The organism is Williamsia deligens, assembly GCF_024171765.1.
GTDB lineage: Bacteria > Actinomycetota > Actinomycetes > Mycobacteriales > Mycobacteriaceae > Williamsia_A > Williamsia_A deligens.
Window position 1 is genome coordinate 72,713 of sequence record NZ_JAMTCI010000001.1, and the last position, 14,971, is coordinate 87,683.

The window sequence follows — 14,971 nt, forward strand, 5'->3', positions numbered from 1 at the left end:
ACACGCATCCAATGTGTCTACAAATAATTTGTCTGCAACAAATGCACGAACATAGGGTAGGATGCGGCCATGACCGCAGATGTGTCCGCGTCGACGATGACGACGACGCCATGCGCCGACGACCGGCTCGCCGCGGCATGGCAGCAGCTGTCCGTCCGTTACCACCGGGTGTCGTGCGAGATCGATCGCACGCTGCAGGCGGCACACGGTCTCACCGGCAGCGAGTTCGAGGTGCTCGAGCTCCTGGCCGCCGCGGACGACCACTCCCTGCGGATGAGTGAACTCGCCGCACAGGTGCACCTGAGTCAGAGCGCCCTGTCGCGGCTGGTGTCCGGACTGGAGAAGGACGGGTTGGTCGGGCGATCGATGTGCGCAGCCGATCGCCGGTCGGTGTTCACCGCCCTCACCGACGCGGGCCTGGCCCGGTACGAGGCGGCCAAGCCCGCCCACCGTGCCGTCCTGCGTGCGACCGCAGTCGACGACGACGGTCGTTCGCTCTGTGGGACGACCGACCTGACGGACTGAGCGTCGCCCCTACCGGTAGGCGCTGATCTGCACCGACATGCCGGGGTCGGTGGCGACCGTGATCGCGGACGGCTGCGCTCCCCCGCCGATCACGTGCGCGCCGAGCGTCGCGATCATCACGCCGTTGTCGGTGCACAGACGCGGACGCGGAACACGCAGCGTGATTCCTGCTGCGGCACAACGCTCTTCCGCGAGCGAACGGATCCGTGAGTTCGCGGTGGCTCCCCCACCCAGGACGAGCGTGTCGACGTCGAGGTCCTCGCACGCCCGCATCGCCTTCATGGTGAGCACGTCGGCGACCGACTCCTGGAACGAGGCCGCGACGTCGGCGATCGGGATCGGATCGCCTGCGCGGGTGCACTTCTCGACGAACCGGGCCACAGCCGTCTTGACGCCGCTGAACGAGAAGTCGTATCGGGCGTCACGGGGCCCGGTCATCCCCCGCGGGAACGCGATCGCCGTCGGGTCGCCGTCGGCGGCCGCGGCGTCGAGCGCGGGACCTCCGGGATAGCCCAGGCCCAGCAGGCGCGCCACCTTGTCGAACGCCTCCCCGGCGGCGTCGTCGACCGTGGTGCCGAGCTCGACGATCGGCGAGCCGAGGTCGTCCACCCGCAGCAGATGCGTGTGCCCACCCGACACCAGCAGCGCGACGCAGGGCGGCATCGGCCCGTGTTCGAGGGTGTCGACCGCGACGTGCCCACCGAGATGGTTCACGGCGTAGAGCGGCACATCCCACGCCGCCGCATAGGCTTTCGCGGCCGAGACACCGACCAGCAGTGCCCCCGCGAGCCCCGGACCGATGGTCACGGCCACGGCGTCGGGACGGTCGATGCCGGCGACCTCCCGGGCGCGGCGCATGGTCGGCACGATGGCCTCGAGATGCGCTCGCGAGGCGACTTCGGGGACCACCCCGCCGAACCGAGCGTGTTCGGCGACGCTCGACGCCACCTCGTCGGCGAGCAGCGTCACGGTCCCGTCGTCGGCCAGCTCGACGACGCCGACACCGGTCTCGTCGCAGGAACTCTCGATCCCGAGCACGATCATCGGGAATCCCCCTCCTGCTCGCCCGCCGGTGGTCGGCGCATCGTGTAGGCGTCGGCCCCGACGGGTTGGTAGTACCCCTTGCGCAGGCCCAGTCGGGTGAAGCCGACGGATTCGTACAGCGAGATCGCGGGGTCGTTGTCGGTACGGACCTCGAGGAATGTGGGCGCCCGGTTCTCGTCGGCGACGTCGAGCAGGACGCGCAGCAACGAGCGCCCCAGCCCTGTCCCCCGGTGCGCGGGATCGACGGCGATGGTGTGGATCTCGCACTCGTAGCCGCCCACCCGCCCGAGCAGGCTGACACCCGCGTAGCCGATCAGGGACCCGTCCTCGTCGCGAGCACCGACGTAGCGGTTGGTCGGTGCACCGATCTCCGCCACGAACGCCTCGGCAGGCCAGGGGGATTCGTCGGCGAAGATGGCGCGTTCGATCTCGGCGCAGCGCCCGGCGTCGTCGACGGTGAGCGGACCGATCACCGCGGTCACGGGCGAGCCCTCTCGACGGCGTCGGGCCGACGCAGGTACAGCGGAACCACCGGATCGTGCTGCCCCGACCGCAGCTGCTGCGCGGCCGCCGCGACGAGTCCCGCCACAGTCGGCGCAGCAGAGTCGGGCCGTGCGGTCAGTCCCAGCAGGGCGGCGTGATCAGGGGAACCGAGAACGGTTGTCGGCGAGTCGATGCGGTCGGCGATGTCGCTCGGAGCGTTCACCGACGGCCCATCGGTGCGCACGGTGTCGACATAACGGGCCCAGTAGACCTCCCGGCGGCGCGCGTCGGTGACGACGAGCGCGTCACCGTGGGCCGCATCCGGCACCCCGTGGACGACCGCGTCGAGCGAACACACGCCCACGACGTCGATGCCGAGTGCGTCGGCGAAAGCCACCGCACTGGCCATCCCCACGCGGAGACCCGTGAACGGTCCGGGTCCGGTCCCCACCACGACCGCACGCAGGTCCGCCCGCGCGACGCCGGCCTCGGTCAGGCAGTCGAGGACCAGGCTCGACAGGAGTTCGGCGTGCCCGCGGGCGGTCGGGACGTGGCGGTCGACGAGGACGCGCAGGCCGTCGTCGTCGAGTACGGCGACACCCACGACGAGCGTCGGGGTCGCGGTGTCGATGGCCAGGACGAGCACGGTGACCCAGGGTAGTCGGCGGCCACGCCCCACCCCGAATCCCGCCATCTCCCACCCGTCGAGTGGGCGGCAGGACCCGTCGAGTGGGCGGTAGGAACCGTCGAGTGGGCGGTAGGAACCGTCGAGTGGGCGGCTGGTGCCACGCGGCGCGTCCGAACGCCCACTCGACGTCCGCAAACGCCCACTCGACGTCCGCAAACGCCCACTCGACGTCCGGAAACGCCCACTCGACGCGTGGGTCAGGGGTCAGGGGGTGGCGTCGATCCAGCCCCACGCGGCCGTGCGCACATCGCTGTCGTCGTCGCGGCGCAGACGGACCAGCAGATGGCGGTCGGCCAGGCGCTCCACCACCCCGGCACCCCACTCGACGATCACGACGTCGGACTCGAGGTCGGTGTCGAGGTCCAGGGCATCGAGGTCGGCCAGGACGTCACCGCCCGTCGATCCCAGCCGGTAGGCGTCGACGTGGACCATCCCGATGCCACCCTCCCGACCCGGCCGGTGCTCCCTGGCGAGGACGAACGTCGGCGAGCTGACCCGCCCGGCCACACCCAGCCCGGCCCCGAAACCGCGCGCGAACGCGGTCTTGCCCGCACCGAGCGGCCCGTCGAGGATCACCAGGTCGCCGGGGGCGACGGTGCCGGCGATCTCGGCGCCCAGCGCCTCGGTGTCCTCGACCGTGGGCAGCGTGCGGTGGCCGGGGAGGTCGTCGCTCATCGCTGGACGCTGTGGGCGACGAGGCGTTCGATCGCGTCAGAGACCACGTCGGGCTTCTCGAGCGGCAGGAGGTGCCCGCTGTCGGGCACGCCGACGAGTTCGCAGTCGCCGAGTTCGGAATGCAGTTCCACCGACCGGGCGAGCGGGGTCAGACGGTCCTCGTACCCGCACGCGACCATCGTCGGTATGCGCCGCAGCGCCGCCAGGCCGGCCGTCTCGTCGTGGTCCTCGAGCGCGCGCAGGAAGTACACGAGTGTCTCGACGGGGGTGTCGTCGATCATCGACGCGGCGAACGCGCTCAGCGAGGGCGACCGGAAGGTCGAGCCGAAGCTCGCGGCGGTGAACACCGGCGCGACGATCGCGCGGGTCACCCCGCGTCCGGTCTGCACGGTCCGCGGCGCGCGGCGCACCGAGAACCGCAGCGCGTTCAGCAACGGGTTGCGCAGACCGCGTCCGATGCCGACGTCGGCGATCCCGCTGGCCGCGGTCGCGACCAGTCCTGCGGCGATCACTTTCTCCCCGAACAGTTCCGGCTCCCGTGAGGCCAGTGCCATCACCGCCATCGCACCCATGGAATGGCCCACGAGCACCACGGGACCGCTCGGCACGACCGCACGGATCACCGCGGCGATGTCCGCGCCGGCCTGAGCCGTCGTCATGCTCTCCGGCGTCGCAGCACCCGATTCCCCGTGGCCGCGGTGGTCGAAGAAGACCAGCCGCACGTTGTCACCCCACGCCTGCGCGAGCCACAGACGCTGGAAGTGCCAACTCGACATGCGCAGCGCGAACCCGTGGACGAACACCACCGAGATCGGCGCGTCGGGCGGTCCCACCTCCCGCACGGCCAGCGGCACCCCGTCGTCGGCGATGACGATGCTCGCGCGGTCGTCGTAGACCGCGTCGAACCCCACACCGTCGTGCGGATCGTCGGTCGACGACCGCCGGGTGAGGTCGCGGGCCAGACCGCCGACGGCGAGGGCGCCGAGTGTCGCGGCTCCCGCGGCGCCGGCGAGGATCCCGATCCTGCGCGGCCGTTCCGGGCTCATGTGCCCACCTCGTCCCGACTGTCGACATACCGGCGGACAGCGCGGCCCCGCACTCCGGACACGATCTCGTAGTCGATGGTCCCGATGGTGTCCGCCCACTCCGTCGCCGTCGGGCCACCCTCGGCCCCGTCGCCGAACAGGACGGCGCGGTCGCCGGGTCGGACGTCCGTCGACGGTCCGAGGTCGACGACGGTCTGATCCATGCACACGCGCCCCACACCGGGGACGATGCGCCCGCCGACGGCCACCCGCAACCGGTTCGACAGCAACCGCGGCACCCCGTCCGCGTACCCCGCGGGCAGCAGGCCCAGCGTCGTGTCGCGGGGGGCGACCCACGTGTGTCCGTACGAGACCCCCTGCCCGGCCGACACCCGCTTGACCGCGGACACCTCTGCCGACAGCGTCATAGCGGGCACCAGACCGAGATCGCCGTGCTCGCGCTCGAGCGGGGAGAACCCGTAGATGGCGATACCGGCCCGCACCATGTCACGGGAGAGGTCCGGACGGGCCAGGGCCGCAGCGGAATTCGAGATGTGCACCACATCGGGCGGCGCGCCCAGGGCGGTGAGCTCGGCGACACAGGCGTCGAGGCGCGCGGCCTGCTCGTCGTTGAGGGGGTGATCCGGGATGTCCCCGTGCGCCAGATGACACATCGCCGTGCCCAGGACGATCGTCCCGTCCGCCACCGCGCGGACGAGCGCGTCGCGGACGTCGGGCCAGTCGTGCGGCCCGACCCCATTGCGGCCCAGGCCGGTGTCGATCTTGACCCCCGCACGGGCGGGTGTTCCCGTGGTCTGTGCGGCTGCGAGGACGGCGTCGAGTTGCTGTCCGGACGAGACGACGATCTCGACGTCGGCGGCGAGTGCCGGGGCGAAGTCTGTCGAGGGCGTGTGCAGCCACGCGATCAGCGGAGCGCGGACACCACCGGAACGCACGGCCAGCGCCTCGGCGACGGTCGCGACACCGAGGGCGACCGCGCCCGCGTCCAGCGCCGCTCGCGCGACAGGGACCGCGCCGTGGCCGTAGCCGTCGGCCTTCACGACGGCGAGCACCGGCGCCCCCGATCGGCGGCCGACGACGCCGACGTTGTGGGCGATGGCAGCCAGGTCGACGCAGGCGTCGAGCGCTGCGGGTGCCGTCATCGATCGTGTCCGGACCCGGCGGACCGGATGTCACGGATGGCGGCGGGCACCGCGGCCAACAGATCGGAGGCGCCGATGGGTGCGCCGTGTCCCGTCGGATCGCTCCCGTGCGCCGCGAGGCGCGCCGCATCCGCATGCACTCGGGCGGCCGCCGCGGCGGCTACCCGCGGGGCCAGGCCGGACGCCAGGAGTGCGCCGGCGATGCCCGACAGGACGTCGCCGGCACCGGCGGTCGCCGCCCAGGACGATCCGGCGTCGTTCGCGATGACCGGTCCGGCGGCGTCGGACACCAGGGTCACGCGGCCCTTCAGCAGCACGGTGACCTCGAGGCGCGCGGCGAGGTCGCTGACAGCGGAGACCCGGTCCGCGCCGACCTCGTGCCCGGCCAGGCGGGCGAACTCGCCAGCATGCGGCGTGAGCAGCGTCGGGGCATCCCGGCCGGTGAGCCACTCGGGGTGGCGGGCGACGACGGTCAGTCCGTCGGCGTCGACGAGGACGGGCACGTCGGCCGCCAGGATCCGGCGGAGCAGATCCTCGGCGGCGTCGTCGGTACCCGCTCCCGGGCCGACGACCCACGCCTGCACGCGACCGGCCGCGTCGAGGTCGGGTGCGGCCACGATCTCCGGCCGCCGGGCGACCACCTGTTCCGCGGCCGACCCGACGTACCGCACCATGCCGGAGGTGGCGGCCACCGCGGCGCCGCTGCACAACACCGCGGCGCCCGGGTACCGGTCGGATCCTGCGATCACCCCGACGACACCCTGGGTGTACTTGTCGTCGACGGGACCGGGGACGGGCCACTCACGGGCGATGTCGCTGTCGGACAGGGCGACGAGTCCCGCTGCGCCCGGGTCGATCCCGATGTCCACACACACCACCCGGCCGCATTGCGACGACGCGAGGACGTGTGCGCGACGACGCGCGCCGAAGGTCACGGTGACAGCTGCGTGCACCGCGGGGGTGTGGATCTCTCCGGTGTCGGCGTCGACGCCGGAGGGCAGGTCGACCGCGACGATCGGGGCGCGCACACCGGCGAACACCCCAGCCGCCACAGGACGCAGCGGACCGCTCCCACCGAGTCCGACGACACCGTCGACGACGAGGTCGACGTCGGACGGCATCGTCGACACCCACCGGCCACCGGCCGCGGTGAAGGCTCTGCTGCCGGACTCGTGCGCGCGGTCCCGGTCGAGCGCGACGGCCACGACGGAGACCCCGCGGCGCACCAACCGGGCCCCGGCGTACAGCGCGTCGCCCCCGTTGTCCCCGGACCCCACGACGAGTCCCACCCGGGCGCCGTAGACGGCGCCACGCCGGGCGAGCAGCTCGGCGATCACCACGGAGGCGAGGCCCGCCGACGCGCGGCGCATGAGCACCCCGCCGGTGAGCAGGTCGCCGGTGGCCTCCTCGGCCGCGCGGATGGCCGATGCGGTGTGGAAACCGAGCATCGGCTACTCCACCGTGACGGACTTGGCCAGGTTGCGGGGCTTGTCCACGTCGTATCCGCGGGCCTGGGCCACCGCGGCGGCGAACACCTGCATCGGCACCGTCGAGACGAGCGGCTGCAGCAGGGTGGTGGTCGCGGGGATCTCCACGAGGTGGTCGGCGAATTCGGCGGCGACGGTGTCGCCCTCCTCGGCGATGACGATCGTCCGTGCGCCGCGGGCCTGGATCTCGCGGATGTTGCTCACCATCTTCGAGTGCAGCAGTGGCCGACCCTGCTGGGAGGGCATCACCACGATGACCGGCACGCCGTCCTCGATCAGGGCGATCGGTCCGTGCTTGAGCTCGCCGGCGGCGAAGCCCTCCGCGTGCATGTACGCGAGTTCCTTGAGCTTCAGCGCGCCCTCGAGTGCGACCGGGTACCCGACGTGTCGTCCGAGGAAGAGCACAGTGCGGCTGTCGGCGAGACCGCGGGCGAGCTCACGCACCGGTTCGACGGTGGCCAGGACCTTCTCGACCGCCTCCGGCATTCGCTCGAGCTCGCGGTACTCGCGGGCGACCTCGTCGGGGTACTTGGTGCCGCGCGCCTGCGCCAATGCGAGGCCGACGAGGTAGGCGGCGGCGATCTGCGCGAGGAAACACTTGGTGGAGGCGACACCGATCTCGGGCCCGGCGTGGGTGTAGAGGACGGCGTCGGACTCGCGAGGGATCTGCGCACCGTTGGTGTTGCAGATGGCCAACACCCGCGCCTTCTGCTCCTTGGCGTGCCGGACGGCCTCGAGGGTGTCTGCGGTCTCCCCCGACTGCGAGATCGCCACGACGAGCGTCGAGCGGTCGAGAACAGGGTCGCGGTAGCGGAACTCGCTCGCGAGCTCGACCTCGACGGGCAGTCGCGTCCAGTGCTCGATGGCGTATTTCGCGAGCAAACCGGCGTGGTACGCGGTGCCGCAGGCGACGACGAAGACCTTGTCGGTGTCGCGGAGGTCCTGGTCGGTGATGCGCTGCTCGTCGAGGATCACGCGGCCGTTCTCGAAATGGCCCACGAGGGTGTCGGCGAGGGCCTGGGGCTGCTCGGCGATCTCCTTGAGCATGAAGTAGTCGTGGCCGCCCTTCTCCGCGGCCGCGAGGTCCCAGTCGATGTGGAACGGCGTGCCGGTCCGGGGCGATCCGTCGAACCCGGTGATCGTGTAGCCGTCGGCGGTGATCACGACGACCTCGTCGTGTCCGAGCTCGACGGCGTCGCGGGTGTGGTCGATGAAGGCGGCGACGTCGGACCCGACGAACATCTCGCCGTCCCCCACCCCGACGACGAGCGGCGTCGACCGGCGTGCGGCGACGATGGTGTCCGGGTGGTCGGAGTGGGTGAACACCAGGGTGAACGCACCCTCCAACCGAGCGAGCACGGCGTAGGCCGCCCCGACGAAGTCGCCGGCGTGTGCGCCCGAGGAGTACTCGAGGTCGAGCAGGTGCACCGCGGCTTCGGTGTCGGTGTCGGAGGCGAACTCGACGCCGGCGGCCTCCACCTCGGCACGCAGCGGCGCGTAGTTCTCGATGATGCCGTTGTGGACGACCGCGACCCGGCCGTCCCGCGAGGTGTGCGGGTGCGCGTTGCGGTCGGTGGGACGACCGTGGGTCGCCCACCGGGTGTGACCCATGCCGGTCGAGCCGGCAAAGGCCTCACGCCCGACCGTGGCGAGCTGCTTGTCCAGGTTCTCCAGGCGTCCGGCCCGCTTCTCGACCGCGGTTCCGCCCCGCCCGTCGAGGATGGCGACCCCGGCGGAGTCGTACCCCCGGTACTCCATCCTCCGCAGCGCCTCGACGACGATCTCGAGGGCATCGCGGCGACCGACGTATCCGACGATTCCACACATTCGTGACAGGGTACTGCCGACGCCCATACGCTCGCGAAACCGTGGCGGCGCCCGTCCGGTGACGCCTGCCACCGTGACTGTCATAGGGTCGTCCCGTGGCCCCGGTGAAGAAGCTCGTCTCGCAGTTGTCCCGACGCGGCCCGCATCGCGTCCTGAGGGGCGACATGGCGGTGGTCGGTCTGCCCGGCATCGTCTACACCCCCGAGAACGGCTCCGACCTGCCCGGAGTGGCGTTCGGTCACGGGTGGCTCACCCACAGCCGGCAATACATCGGCACCCTCGAGCACCTCGCGTCGTGGGGCATCGTCGTCGCCGTCCCCGACACACAGCGCGGACCGCTGCCGTCGGACCGAGCCCTGGCCTCCGACCTGCGCACGGCGCTCGAGGTCATCAGCTCGGTCCGTCTCGGGCCCGGCCAGATCACCGTCCATCCCGAACGCCTCGGTCTGGTCGGTCACGGCATGGGGGCGTCTGCGGCGGTTCTCGCTGCCGGTGACACCGATCGGGCCCGCGCCCTCGCGGCGCTGTTCCCCGCCCCGACCTCCCCGGCCGTGCTCCCCGCGGCCCACCGGGCACGCGTGCCCGCCCTGGTGCTGGCCGCCCCGAACGACCTCGACAGCGTCACGTCCAACGCGCTGGCCATCCGTTCCGCGCTGCAGGGCGAGCATGTCGCGTTGCGCACGGTGCCGAAGGCGTCCAACCGTGGGCTCGTCGAAGGGTTCAGCGTCCGCAAACGTCTCGGCGACGACTCCGACCAGCGCAGGACCCAGAAGATGGTGCGCGCGATCACCACGGGTTTCCTCCTCGCCACGCTCGGCGACCCGGGTCTGCGGCGCTCGGTGCCGGGCGATGCGACCTACGCCGCGTTCGCCGACCCGTCGGAGGACATCGGCAAGCTCGTCGCGGTCGACCCCGAGGCCGTCGAGGCGCCCGACGCCGACCAGCTCACCCGCCTGCTGCGTCGCTGACCGCCGCGGCCTGTTCGGCGGACAGGACGTTCTGCGCGTTCGCGTCGTCCCCGTCCTGAGCGGCGTCGGACTCCCCTCGTCCCGTCTCGTCGTCGTCCGGGCTGCGCCAGCCCGACTCGGCCTCGCCACGGCGGACACGATGGCGGCGGTCCACCGCGTCGAGGGTGCTGCGCGTCCGCGCGACGATCGCCTCGATCTGGTCGGCCGGGTTCACCGGTCACCCGCGAGGGCGAGCCCGCCGTCGTCACCCGGGTCTGCGGAGCCCGACGGCCGCGACTCGTGGACGGCCGACTCCTGTGCTGTCGGTGGCGCGGCGGGTGCCCGTTCGAGGTCCGGCTGATCGACCGGAGGGTCATCGTCGACACGAAGGTTGAGCTGCGGGGCCGGAGCGGGCGCATCCGACGCGGGCGGATCCGGCAGCAGTGGCCGCTCGACGGCCGGAGGACTGTCGGAAACGGCCGGTCTGTCGGGCACTGCCGGCCGGTCGGGATCAGCGGGCCGGTCTGTATCAGCGGGTCGCTCAGCGACCGGAGGACGTTCGACGACTGCAGTCATGGTGGGCCCGGGGTGCGCCTGTGGTCCGTGGTCCGGCGAGGGCACGTGATCGCCACCATGCGGCGGGGACGCCGTCGTCGGGTCCGCGGGCGGGTGCAGGGCGGTGTCGACGAGGTGGGCAACCATGCTCGCGGCGCCCGCGACGGCGGTACCGGTCGCGGTGGCGACCGCGATCCCCGCTCCGGCCAACGCCGACACCATGGCCGACCCGTCGACCTCGATCCGCGTGGTCGGCGCGCGGGAGACGTCCGGCCGCGGACGCGCCGGCCCCGGGACCCCGATCGGGTCGGCGAGACGCCCGACGGCGCCGCCCAGCACGGACATCACCTCGGTCACCCCGGCCGCCGCGGCCGTGAGTGCCGCATCCACCGCCGCGACCGCCGCCTGCAGGATCGCGGCGATCGCCGACGCGTTCGCCGCGAGGTCGACGTGGGTGAGCTCGGCCAGGGCGCGACCTGCCACGACCGCGGTCGGGACCGCGGCCAGCGTCGCGTCGAGCGCGGTCCGCAGATCGCCGACACCCCGCGCGGCGGACTCCGTCGCGGACGCCGCGGTGCGCAGACGCCACGCGACCGCGTCGGCAGTGCCGCGAAGGTCGGACGCCGACGCGCCCGCCTCGCCCGCAGCCACGCCGCGGAACACGTGCGGCAGTTCGTCGGCGACGCGGTCGATGACGGTCGTCGCGGCACCCACGTCGTCGGCCAGGGTGCTCAGTCGACGGGCGTCGTGGGCGAGTGCGTCGACGTCGGCGGCGGCGATCGTGGCCAGCCTCGACTCCCAGTGACCGGGCGGTGGGATGGCCACGCCCACAGCCTCACCCAGGGGGGCCAGAGCGGTCACGAAGGCGACGGCACGGTCGGCCGCGGGCACGGGGGTCATGGCAGGGCGGAACCGGTCTCGGCGACAGCCCGTGCCGACGCCGTGTCCCGGGTGGCGATCGCGTCGGAGGCCTCCCGGAGCGCGTCGGCGAGGTACCGGGTGCGCGCGGAGAGTTCCGCGATCAGGGCCGGCACGGCCGCCACACCGGCCTCGTACTCGGCTGCGGCGTCAGTGGTGCCCTGCACGCGCTCGATGGGGTCGACGGTGAGCGCTCGAGACCGCGCGGCTCCGTCGGCGAGGCCGTCCGCCGCGCCCGCGAGGTCCGCGGCGAGCGCACGGACAGCCGCGGTGTCGATCTGGACGTGTCCGGTCATCCGCGCCTCCCCTGGTGCTCTCCTGCGTTGGACGCAGCACGAGCCGGTCCGGTTCCGGTGGGGGTCAGGATAACCCCGCCGACCGCGGGTCCGATCGGTGCGATCGAGGTCAGAGCAGGCCGTACGCGGCGACCGCATCGAGCAGTGCCCGTGGCCGGTCCGGGATCGGATCGGGCTGCACGAGCGCGAACCGACAGCCCAGCGCGCGGGCTCCGCCGTCGGCCTCCTCGCTGTCGCCGACCATGAGAGCGCGGTCGGCCGGGACCCCGAGGGCGTCGAGAGCCGCGGTGAACAGGTCGGGCGCGGGCTTCACCGCGCCCACCTCGTGCGACAGCGCCCACGCGGCGACGAGCCCGTCGAGGTCGACCCGGGCGAGGACCCGACGCAGGTCGAACGCGATGTTGCTGACGATGCCGACGGGGACGCCGCGGTCGTGCAGTGCGTGCAGCACCTCGGCCGTGTCCGGGTAGGGATCCCACGACGCCGGGTCCAGCACCCGTTCGTAGAGCGACTCGGCATGACCGGGCACCCGCAGCCCGCTCGCGCGCAGCACGGCGAGGTAGGCCCGGCGGTGCAGTTCCGGGTCGAGATCCCGGCGCTCCCAGGCGCGGACGTCGTCGGGGTCCAGATCAGACGGCACCCCGGTGGGCGCCGTCATCCGCCGGATCAGTTCCGCCTGCAGGCCGACGTCGATCGGCGACCCGTCCTCGTCGTGCAGTTCGGAGAACCACTCCGGACGCTCGGTGAACCGGAACAGGGTGCCGGAGAAGTCGAACAGCACCGCCTCCACGGGCGCCACACTCATCGGCCGACCGCGCCGACGACGTCGGCGATGCGACCGGCCACCTGCTGGGCGTGGGTCTGCGTCGAGGCCTCCACCATCACCCGCACCAACTGCTCGGTCCCGGAGGGACGGAGCAGCACGCGGCCGCCGTCCCCGAGTTCCCGCTCGGCCCCGGTGACGGCCTCGCGCACCGAATCAGCCTGTGCGACCGTGTGTTTGTCGACGACGGGGACGTTGATGAGCACCTGCGGCAGCGCGGTCACCACCGAGGCGAGCTCCGCCAGCGACTGCCCCGTCGCGGCCATGCGGGCCATCAGCAGCAGACCGGTGAGGATCCCGTCGCCGGTGGTGGCGTGCGCGGGGATCACGACGTGTCCCGACTGCTCACCGCCCAGCGAGAACCCGCCCGCCCGGAGCTCCTCCACGACGTACCGGTCGCCGACGGCCGTGGTGCGTACCGCGACACCGGCCTGCCGCATGGCGATGTGCAGGCCGAGGTTGCTCATCACCGTCGCGACGAGGGTGTCCTCGTGCAGATGGCCGGCATCCTTCATGGCCAGGGCGAGGACGGCGAGAATCGCGTCGCCGTCCACGGGACGTCCGAGGTGGTCCACGGCCAGACACCGATCCGCGTCACCGTCGTGCGCGAGACCCAGATCGGCGCCGTGACGCCGGACGGCGTCGGCGACGACGTCGATGTGCGTCGACCCGCACCCCTCGTTGATCGAGTAGCCGTCGGGGTCGGCATGGATGGCGACGACCCGTGCACCCGCGGCCTCGTACGCCTGCGGCGCAACGGAACTGGCGGCACCGTTGGCGCAGTCGACGACCACCGTCAGACCCGTGAGGGACGCGGTGGTGGCGTGCGCGAGGTGCGACAGGTAGTCGGTCGCCGCATCGGCGATGTCGACGACGCGACCGATCCGCGCGCCGGTCGCGCGCGCGCCGTCGGATGCGTCGTCCATCCGCGCCTCGACGGCGGCCTCGACCTCGTCGGGGAGCTTGTGCCCGCCGGCGGCGAACAGCTTGATCCCGTTGTCGGGCATCGGGTTGTGCGACGCGGAGATCATGACGCCGAACGCCGCGTCGTGGTGGGCGGTGAGGAAGGCGACCGCCGGGGTGGGCAACACCCCCACGCGCAGGGCGTCCACGCCGGCGGCGGTCAGACCCGCACACACCGCGGCCTCGAGCATCTCCCCCGACGCACGCGGGTCGCGACCCACCACCGCGACCGGTCGCGCGCCCGGCGATGTCGGAGCGATCCCGCTGTCGGCGATGCCGCTCGTCAGTTCCGCCGCGGCGGCGCGGGCGACCCGCATCGCCAGCTCCGGCGTCAGGTCGCCGTTGGCCAGACCGCGCACGCCGTCGGTGCCGAAATACTGTGCCACAGTTGCTGTTCCCTCCCGTGGTCGTCCGGGCCGATCACGCCCGGGATAGCACACGAGCAGGTGTCCGGTGGTGCTGGACACCTGCTCGGTGCGGTGCATGCACCGGTCGATGCCGGTGCGAGCGCGTCAGCGCTTGGAGTACTGCGACGCCTTGCGCGCCTTCTTCAGTCCGTACTTCTTGCGCTCGACGGCGCGGGGGTCACGGGTGAGGAAGCCGGCCTTCTTCAGCGCGGGACGATCGTCCGGCGCGACCTCGATGAGGGCGCGGGCGATGGCCAGACGCAGCGCACCGGCCTGGCCCGAGGGGCCGCCGCCGACGAGCTTGGCGAAGATGTCGAACGACTCGGTGCGCTCCACGGTGACCAGCGGGGCCTTGATCAGCTGCTGGTGGACCTTGTTCGGGAAGTACGCCTCGAGCGAGCGGCCGTTCAGGGTGAACTGCCCGCTGCCCGGCGTCATGCGCACGCGGACGACGGCCTCCTTGCGGCGACCGACGGTCTGGATGGGGCGGTCGATGTAGACCGGCGCGGCGACGGCGACATCGGTGTCGACGTCGGTCACCTCGGTGCCGGTGGCCTCGTCGACGACATAGTCGTCGGAGGCGACCTCGACGTTGTCGCCGATGGTGTTCTCGAGGGGCTCGGTCACTGGGACACCTGCTTGATCTCGTAGGGAGCGGGGCTCTGTGCGGCGTGGGGGTGGTCGGGGCCTGCGTAGACCTTGAGCTTGCTGATCATGGCGCGGCCCAGCTTGTTCTTGGGCAGCATGCCGTTCACGGCCTTCTCGATGACACGCTCGGGGCGGGTCGCGAGGAGCTCGGCGGTGGTGCGCTTGGAGAGACCACCCGGGTGGCCCGAGTGCCGGTAGTGGAAGGTCCGCTCGGCCTTGTTGCTGGTCACGGCGACCTTGTCGGCGTTGATGATGACGACGAAGTCGCCACCGTCCATGTGCGGGGCGTAGGTCGGCTTGTGCTTGCCGCGGAGAAGGTTCGCGGTCTGCACGGCGAGACGACCGAGCACCACGTCGCTGGCGTCGATGACATGCCACGCACGCGTGATGTCACCGGCCTTCGGGCTGTAGGTGGGCACAGATGTATCCGTTCCGTGTTCAGGTGGACCGGTCCTCGAGAGGATCGGGGCTGGTCGGGCGCTGCGGCAGGGGACCTC

Annotated in this window: 17 protein-coding genes; 2 read left to right on the forward strand and 15 right to left on the reverse strand. The window is 72.3% G+C overall.

The window, feature by feature from the left end; genetic code table 11:
• Positions 1-69: 69 nt before the first annotated feature.
• Positions 70-525 carry a MarR family winged helix-turn-helix transcriptional regulator gene (locus LX14_RS00340; RefSeq protein ID WP_253645313.1) on the forward strand — a complete coding sequence of 152 codons (456 nt, stop codon included), beginning with the start codon at positions 70-72 and terminating at the stop codon, positions 523-525.
• Positions 526-534: 9 nt separating this feature from the next.
• Here the strand turns inward: LX14_RS00340 and tsaD are convergent, their stop codons facing one another.
• The 8 genes from tsaD to glmS form a co-directional block, all read right to left on the reverse strand.
• The gene (gene tsaD / locus LX14_RS00345) at positions 535-1,569 is read right to left on the reverse strand and encodes a tRNA (adenosine(37)-N6)-threonylcarbamoyltransferase complex transferase subunit TsaD (RefSeq protein WP_253645314.1); all 1,035 of its coding nucleotides are present in this window, start codon (positions 1,567-1,569) and stop codon (positions 535-537) included.
• Positions 1,566-2,042: a ribosomal protein S18-alanine N-acetyltransferase gene (rimI, locus tag LX14_RS00350; protein WP_372505348.1), complete on the reverse strand. Its 477-nt coding sequence runs from the start codon at positions 2,040-2,042 to the stop codon at positions 1,566-1,568. The genes tsaD and rimI overlap by 4 nt, the downstream gene beginning before the upstream one ends.
• A gap of 5 nt (positions 2,043-2,047) precedes the next feature.
• Complete coding sequence (tsaB, locus tag LX14_RS00355; protein ID WP_253645316.1) at positions 2,048-2,698, reverse strand: tRNA (adenosine(37)-N6)-threonylcarbamoyltransferase complex dimerization subunit type 1 TsaB; 651 nt, start codon at positions 2,696-2,698, stop codon at positions 2,048-2,050.
• A gap of 246 nt (positions 2,699-2,944) precedes the next feature.
• Positions 2,945-3,415, reverse strand: a complete 471-nt coding sequence (gene tsaE, locus LX14_RS00360; protein ID WP_253645317.1) for a tRNA (adenosine(37)-N6)-threonylcarbamoyltransferase complex ATPase subunit type 1 TsaE — start codon at positions 3,413-3,415, stop codon at positions 2,945-2,947.
• A complete protein-coding gene (locus tag LX14_RS00365) occupies positions 3,412-4,461 on the reverse strand; it encodes an alpha/beta fold hydrolase (RefSeq protein WP_253645318.1) in 1,050 nt (349 codons plus the stop codon). Before LX14_RS00365 ends, tsaE begins: the two co-directional genes overlap by 4 nt.
• Positions 4,458-5,603, reverse strand: coding sequence for an alanine racemase (gene alr, locus LX14_RS00370; protein ID WP_253645319.1), 1,146 nt, complete (start codon positions 5,601-5,603; stop codon positions 4,458-4,460). Before alr ends, LX14_RS00365 begins: the two co-directional genes overlap by 4 nt.
• Positions 5,600-7,051 (reverse strand): NAD(P)H-hydrate dehydratase, encoded by a 1,452-nt coding sequence (locus tag LX14_RS00375; RefSeq protein ID WP_253645320.1) that lies wholly within the window; start codon positions 7,049-7,051, stop codon positions 5,600-5,602. Before LX14_RS00375 ends, alr begins: the two co-directional genes overlap by 4 nt.
• Positions 7,052-7,054: 3 nt before the next feature.
• A complete protein-coding gene (gene glmS, locus LX14_RS00380) occupies positions 7,055-8,917 on the reverse strand; it encodes a glutamine--fructose-6-phosphate transaminase (isomerizing) (RefSeq protein WP_253645321.1) in 1,863 nt (620 codons plus the stop codon).
• Positions 8,918-9,012: 95 nt separating this feature from the next.
• Between glmS and LX14_RS00385 the strand changes: the two genes are divergently transcribed.
• Complete coding sequence (locus LX14_RS00385) at positions 9,013-9,885, forward strand: dienelactone hydrolase family protein (RefSeq protein WP_253645322.1); 873 nt, start codon at positions 9,013-9,015, stop codon at positions 9,883-9,885.
• Here the strand turns inward: LX14_RS00385 and LX14_RS00390 are convergent.
• From LX14_RS00390 to rplM, 7 genes are all read right to left on the reverse strand, one after another.
• On the reverse strand, positions 9,863-10,099 hold the full coding sequence (locus tag LX14_RS00390) for a hypothetical protein (RefSeq protein ID WP_253645323.1): 237 nt from the start codon (positions 10,097-10,099) through the stop codon (positions 9,863-9,865). The two genes, LX14_RS00385 and LX14_RS00390, sit on opposite strands and share 23 nt — an antisense overlap.
• Positions 10,096-11,319: a hypothetical protein gene (locus LX14_RS00395; RefSeq protein ID WP_253645324.1), complete on the reverse strand. Its 1,224-nt coding sequence runs from the start codon at positions 11,317-11,319 to the stop codon at positions 10,096-10,098. The genes LX14_RS00390 and LX14_RS00395 overlap by 4 nt, the downstream gene beginning before the upstream one ends.
• Entirely contained in the window at positions 11,316-11,633 is a 318-nt protein-coding gene (locus tag LX14_RS00400; protein WP_253645325.1) for a hypothetical protein, read from the reverse strand. The genes LX14_RS00395 and LX14_RS00400 overlap by 4 nt, the downstream gene beginning before the upstream one ends.
• Positions 11,634-11,742: 109 nt before the next feature.
• Complete coding sequence (locus LX14_RS00405; protein WP_253645326.1) at positions 11,743-12,438, reverse strand: HAD family hydrolase; 696 nt, start codon at positions 12,436-12,438, stop codon at positions 11,743-11,745.
• Positions 12,435-13,805: a phosphoglucosamine mutase gene (gene glmM, locus LX14_RS00410; RefSeq protein WP_253645327.1), complete on the reverse strand. Its 1,371-nt coding sequence runs from the start codon at positions 13,803-13,805 to the stop codon at positions 12,435-12,437. Before glmM ends, LX14_RS00405 begins: the two co-directional genes overlap by 4 nt.
• A gap of 126 nt (positions 13,806-13,931) precedes the next feature.
• The gene (rpsI, locus tag LX14_RS00415; RefSeq protein ID WP_253645328.1) at positions 13,932-14,453 is read right to left on the reverse strand and encodes a 30S ribosomal protein S9; all 522 of its coding nucleotides are present in this window, start codon (positions 14,451-14,453) and stop codon (positions 13,932-13,934) included.
• Positions 14,450-14,893 carry a 50S ribosomal protein L13 gene (rplM, locus tag LX14_RS00420; protein ID WP_253645329.1) on the reverse strand — a complete coding sequence of 148 codons (444 nt, stop codon included), beginning with the start codon at positions 14,891-14,893 and terminating at the stop codon, positions 14,450-14,452. The genes rpsI and rplM overlap by 4 nt, the downstream gene beginning before the upstream one ends.
• Between the last annotated feature and the right edge of the window lie 78 nt (positions 14,894-14,971).

What these genes read in the sequence shown, in the direction of transcription:
- LX14_RS00340 (WP_253645313.1), top strand. Translation starts at nt 70, where the DNA reads ATGACCGCAGATGTGTCCGCGTCGACGATGACGACGACGCCATGCGCC.
- tsaD (WP_253645314.1), bottom strand. Translation starts at nt 1,569, where the DNA reads ATGATCGTGCTCGGGATCGAGAGTTCCTGCGACGAGACCGGTGTCGGC.
- tsaE (WP_253645317.1), bottom strand. Translation starts at nt 3,415, where the DNA reads ATGAGCGACGACCTCCCCGGCCACCGCACGCTGCCCACGGTCGAGGAC.
- LX14_RS00365 (WP_253645318.1), bottom strand. Translation starts at nt 4,461, where the DNA reads ATGAGCCCGGAACGGCCGCGCAGGATCGGGATCCTCGCCGGCGCCGCG.
- alr (WP_253645319.1), bottom strand. Translation starts at nt 5,603, where the DNA reads ATGACGGCACCCGCAGCGCTCGACGCCTGCGTCGACCTGGCTGCCATC.
- LX14_RS00375 (WP_253645320.1), bottom strand. Translation starts at nt 7,051, where the DNA reads ATGCTCGGTTTCCACACCGCATCGGCCATCCGCGCGGCCGAGGAGGCC.
- glmS (WP_253645321.1), bottom strand. Translation starts at nt 8,917, where the DNA reads ATGTGTGGAATCGTCGGATACGTCGGTCGCCGCGATGCCCTCGAGATC.
- LX14_RS00395 (WP_253645324.1), bottom strand. Translation starts at nt 11,319, where the DNA reads ATGACCCCCGTGCCCGCGGCCGACCGTGCCGTCGCCTTCGTGACCGCT.
- LX14_RS00400 (WP_253645325.1), bottom strand. Translation starts at nt 11,633, where the DNA reads ATGACCGGACACGTCCAGATCGACACCGCGGCTGTCCGTGCGCTCGCC.
- LX14_RS00405 (WP_253645326.1), bottom strand. Translation starts at nt 12,438, where the DNA reads ATGAGTGTGGCGCCCGTGGAGGCGGTGCTGTTCGACTTCTCCGGCACC.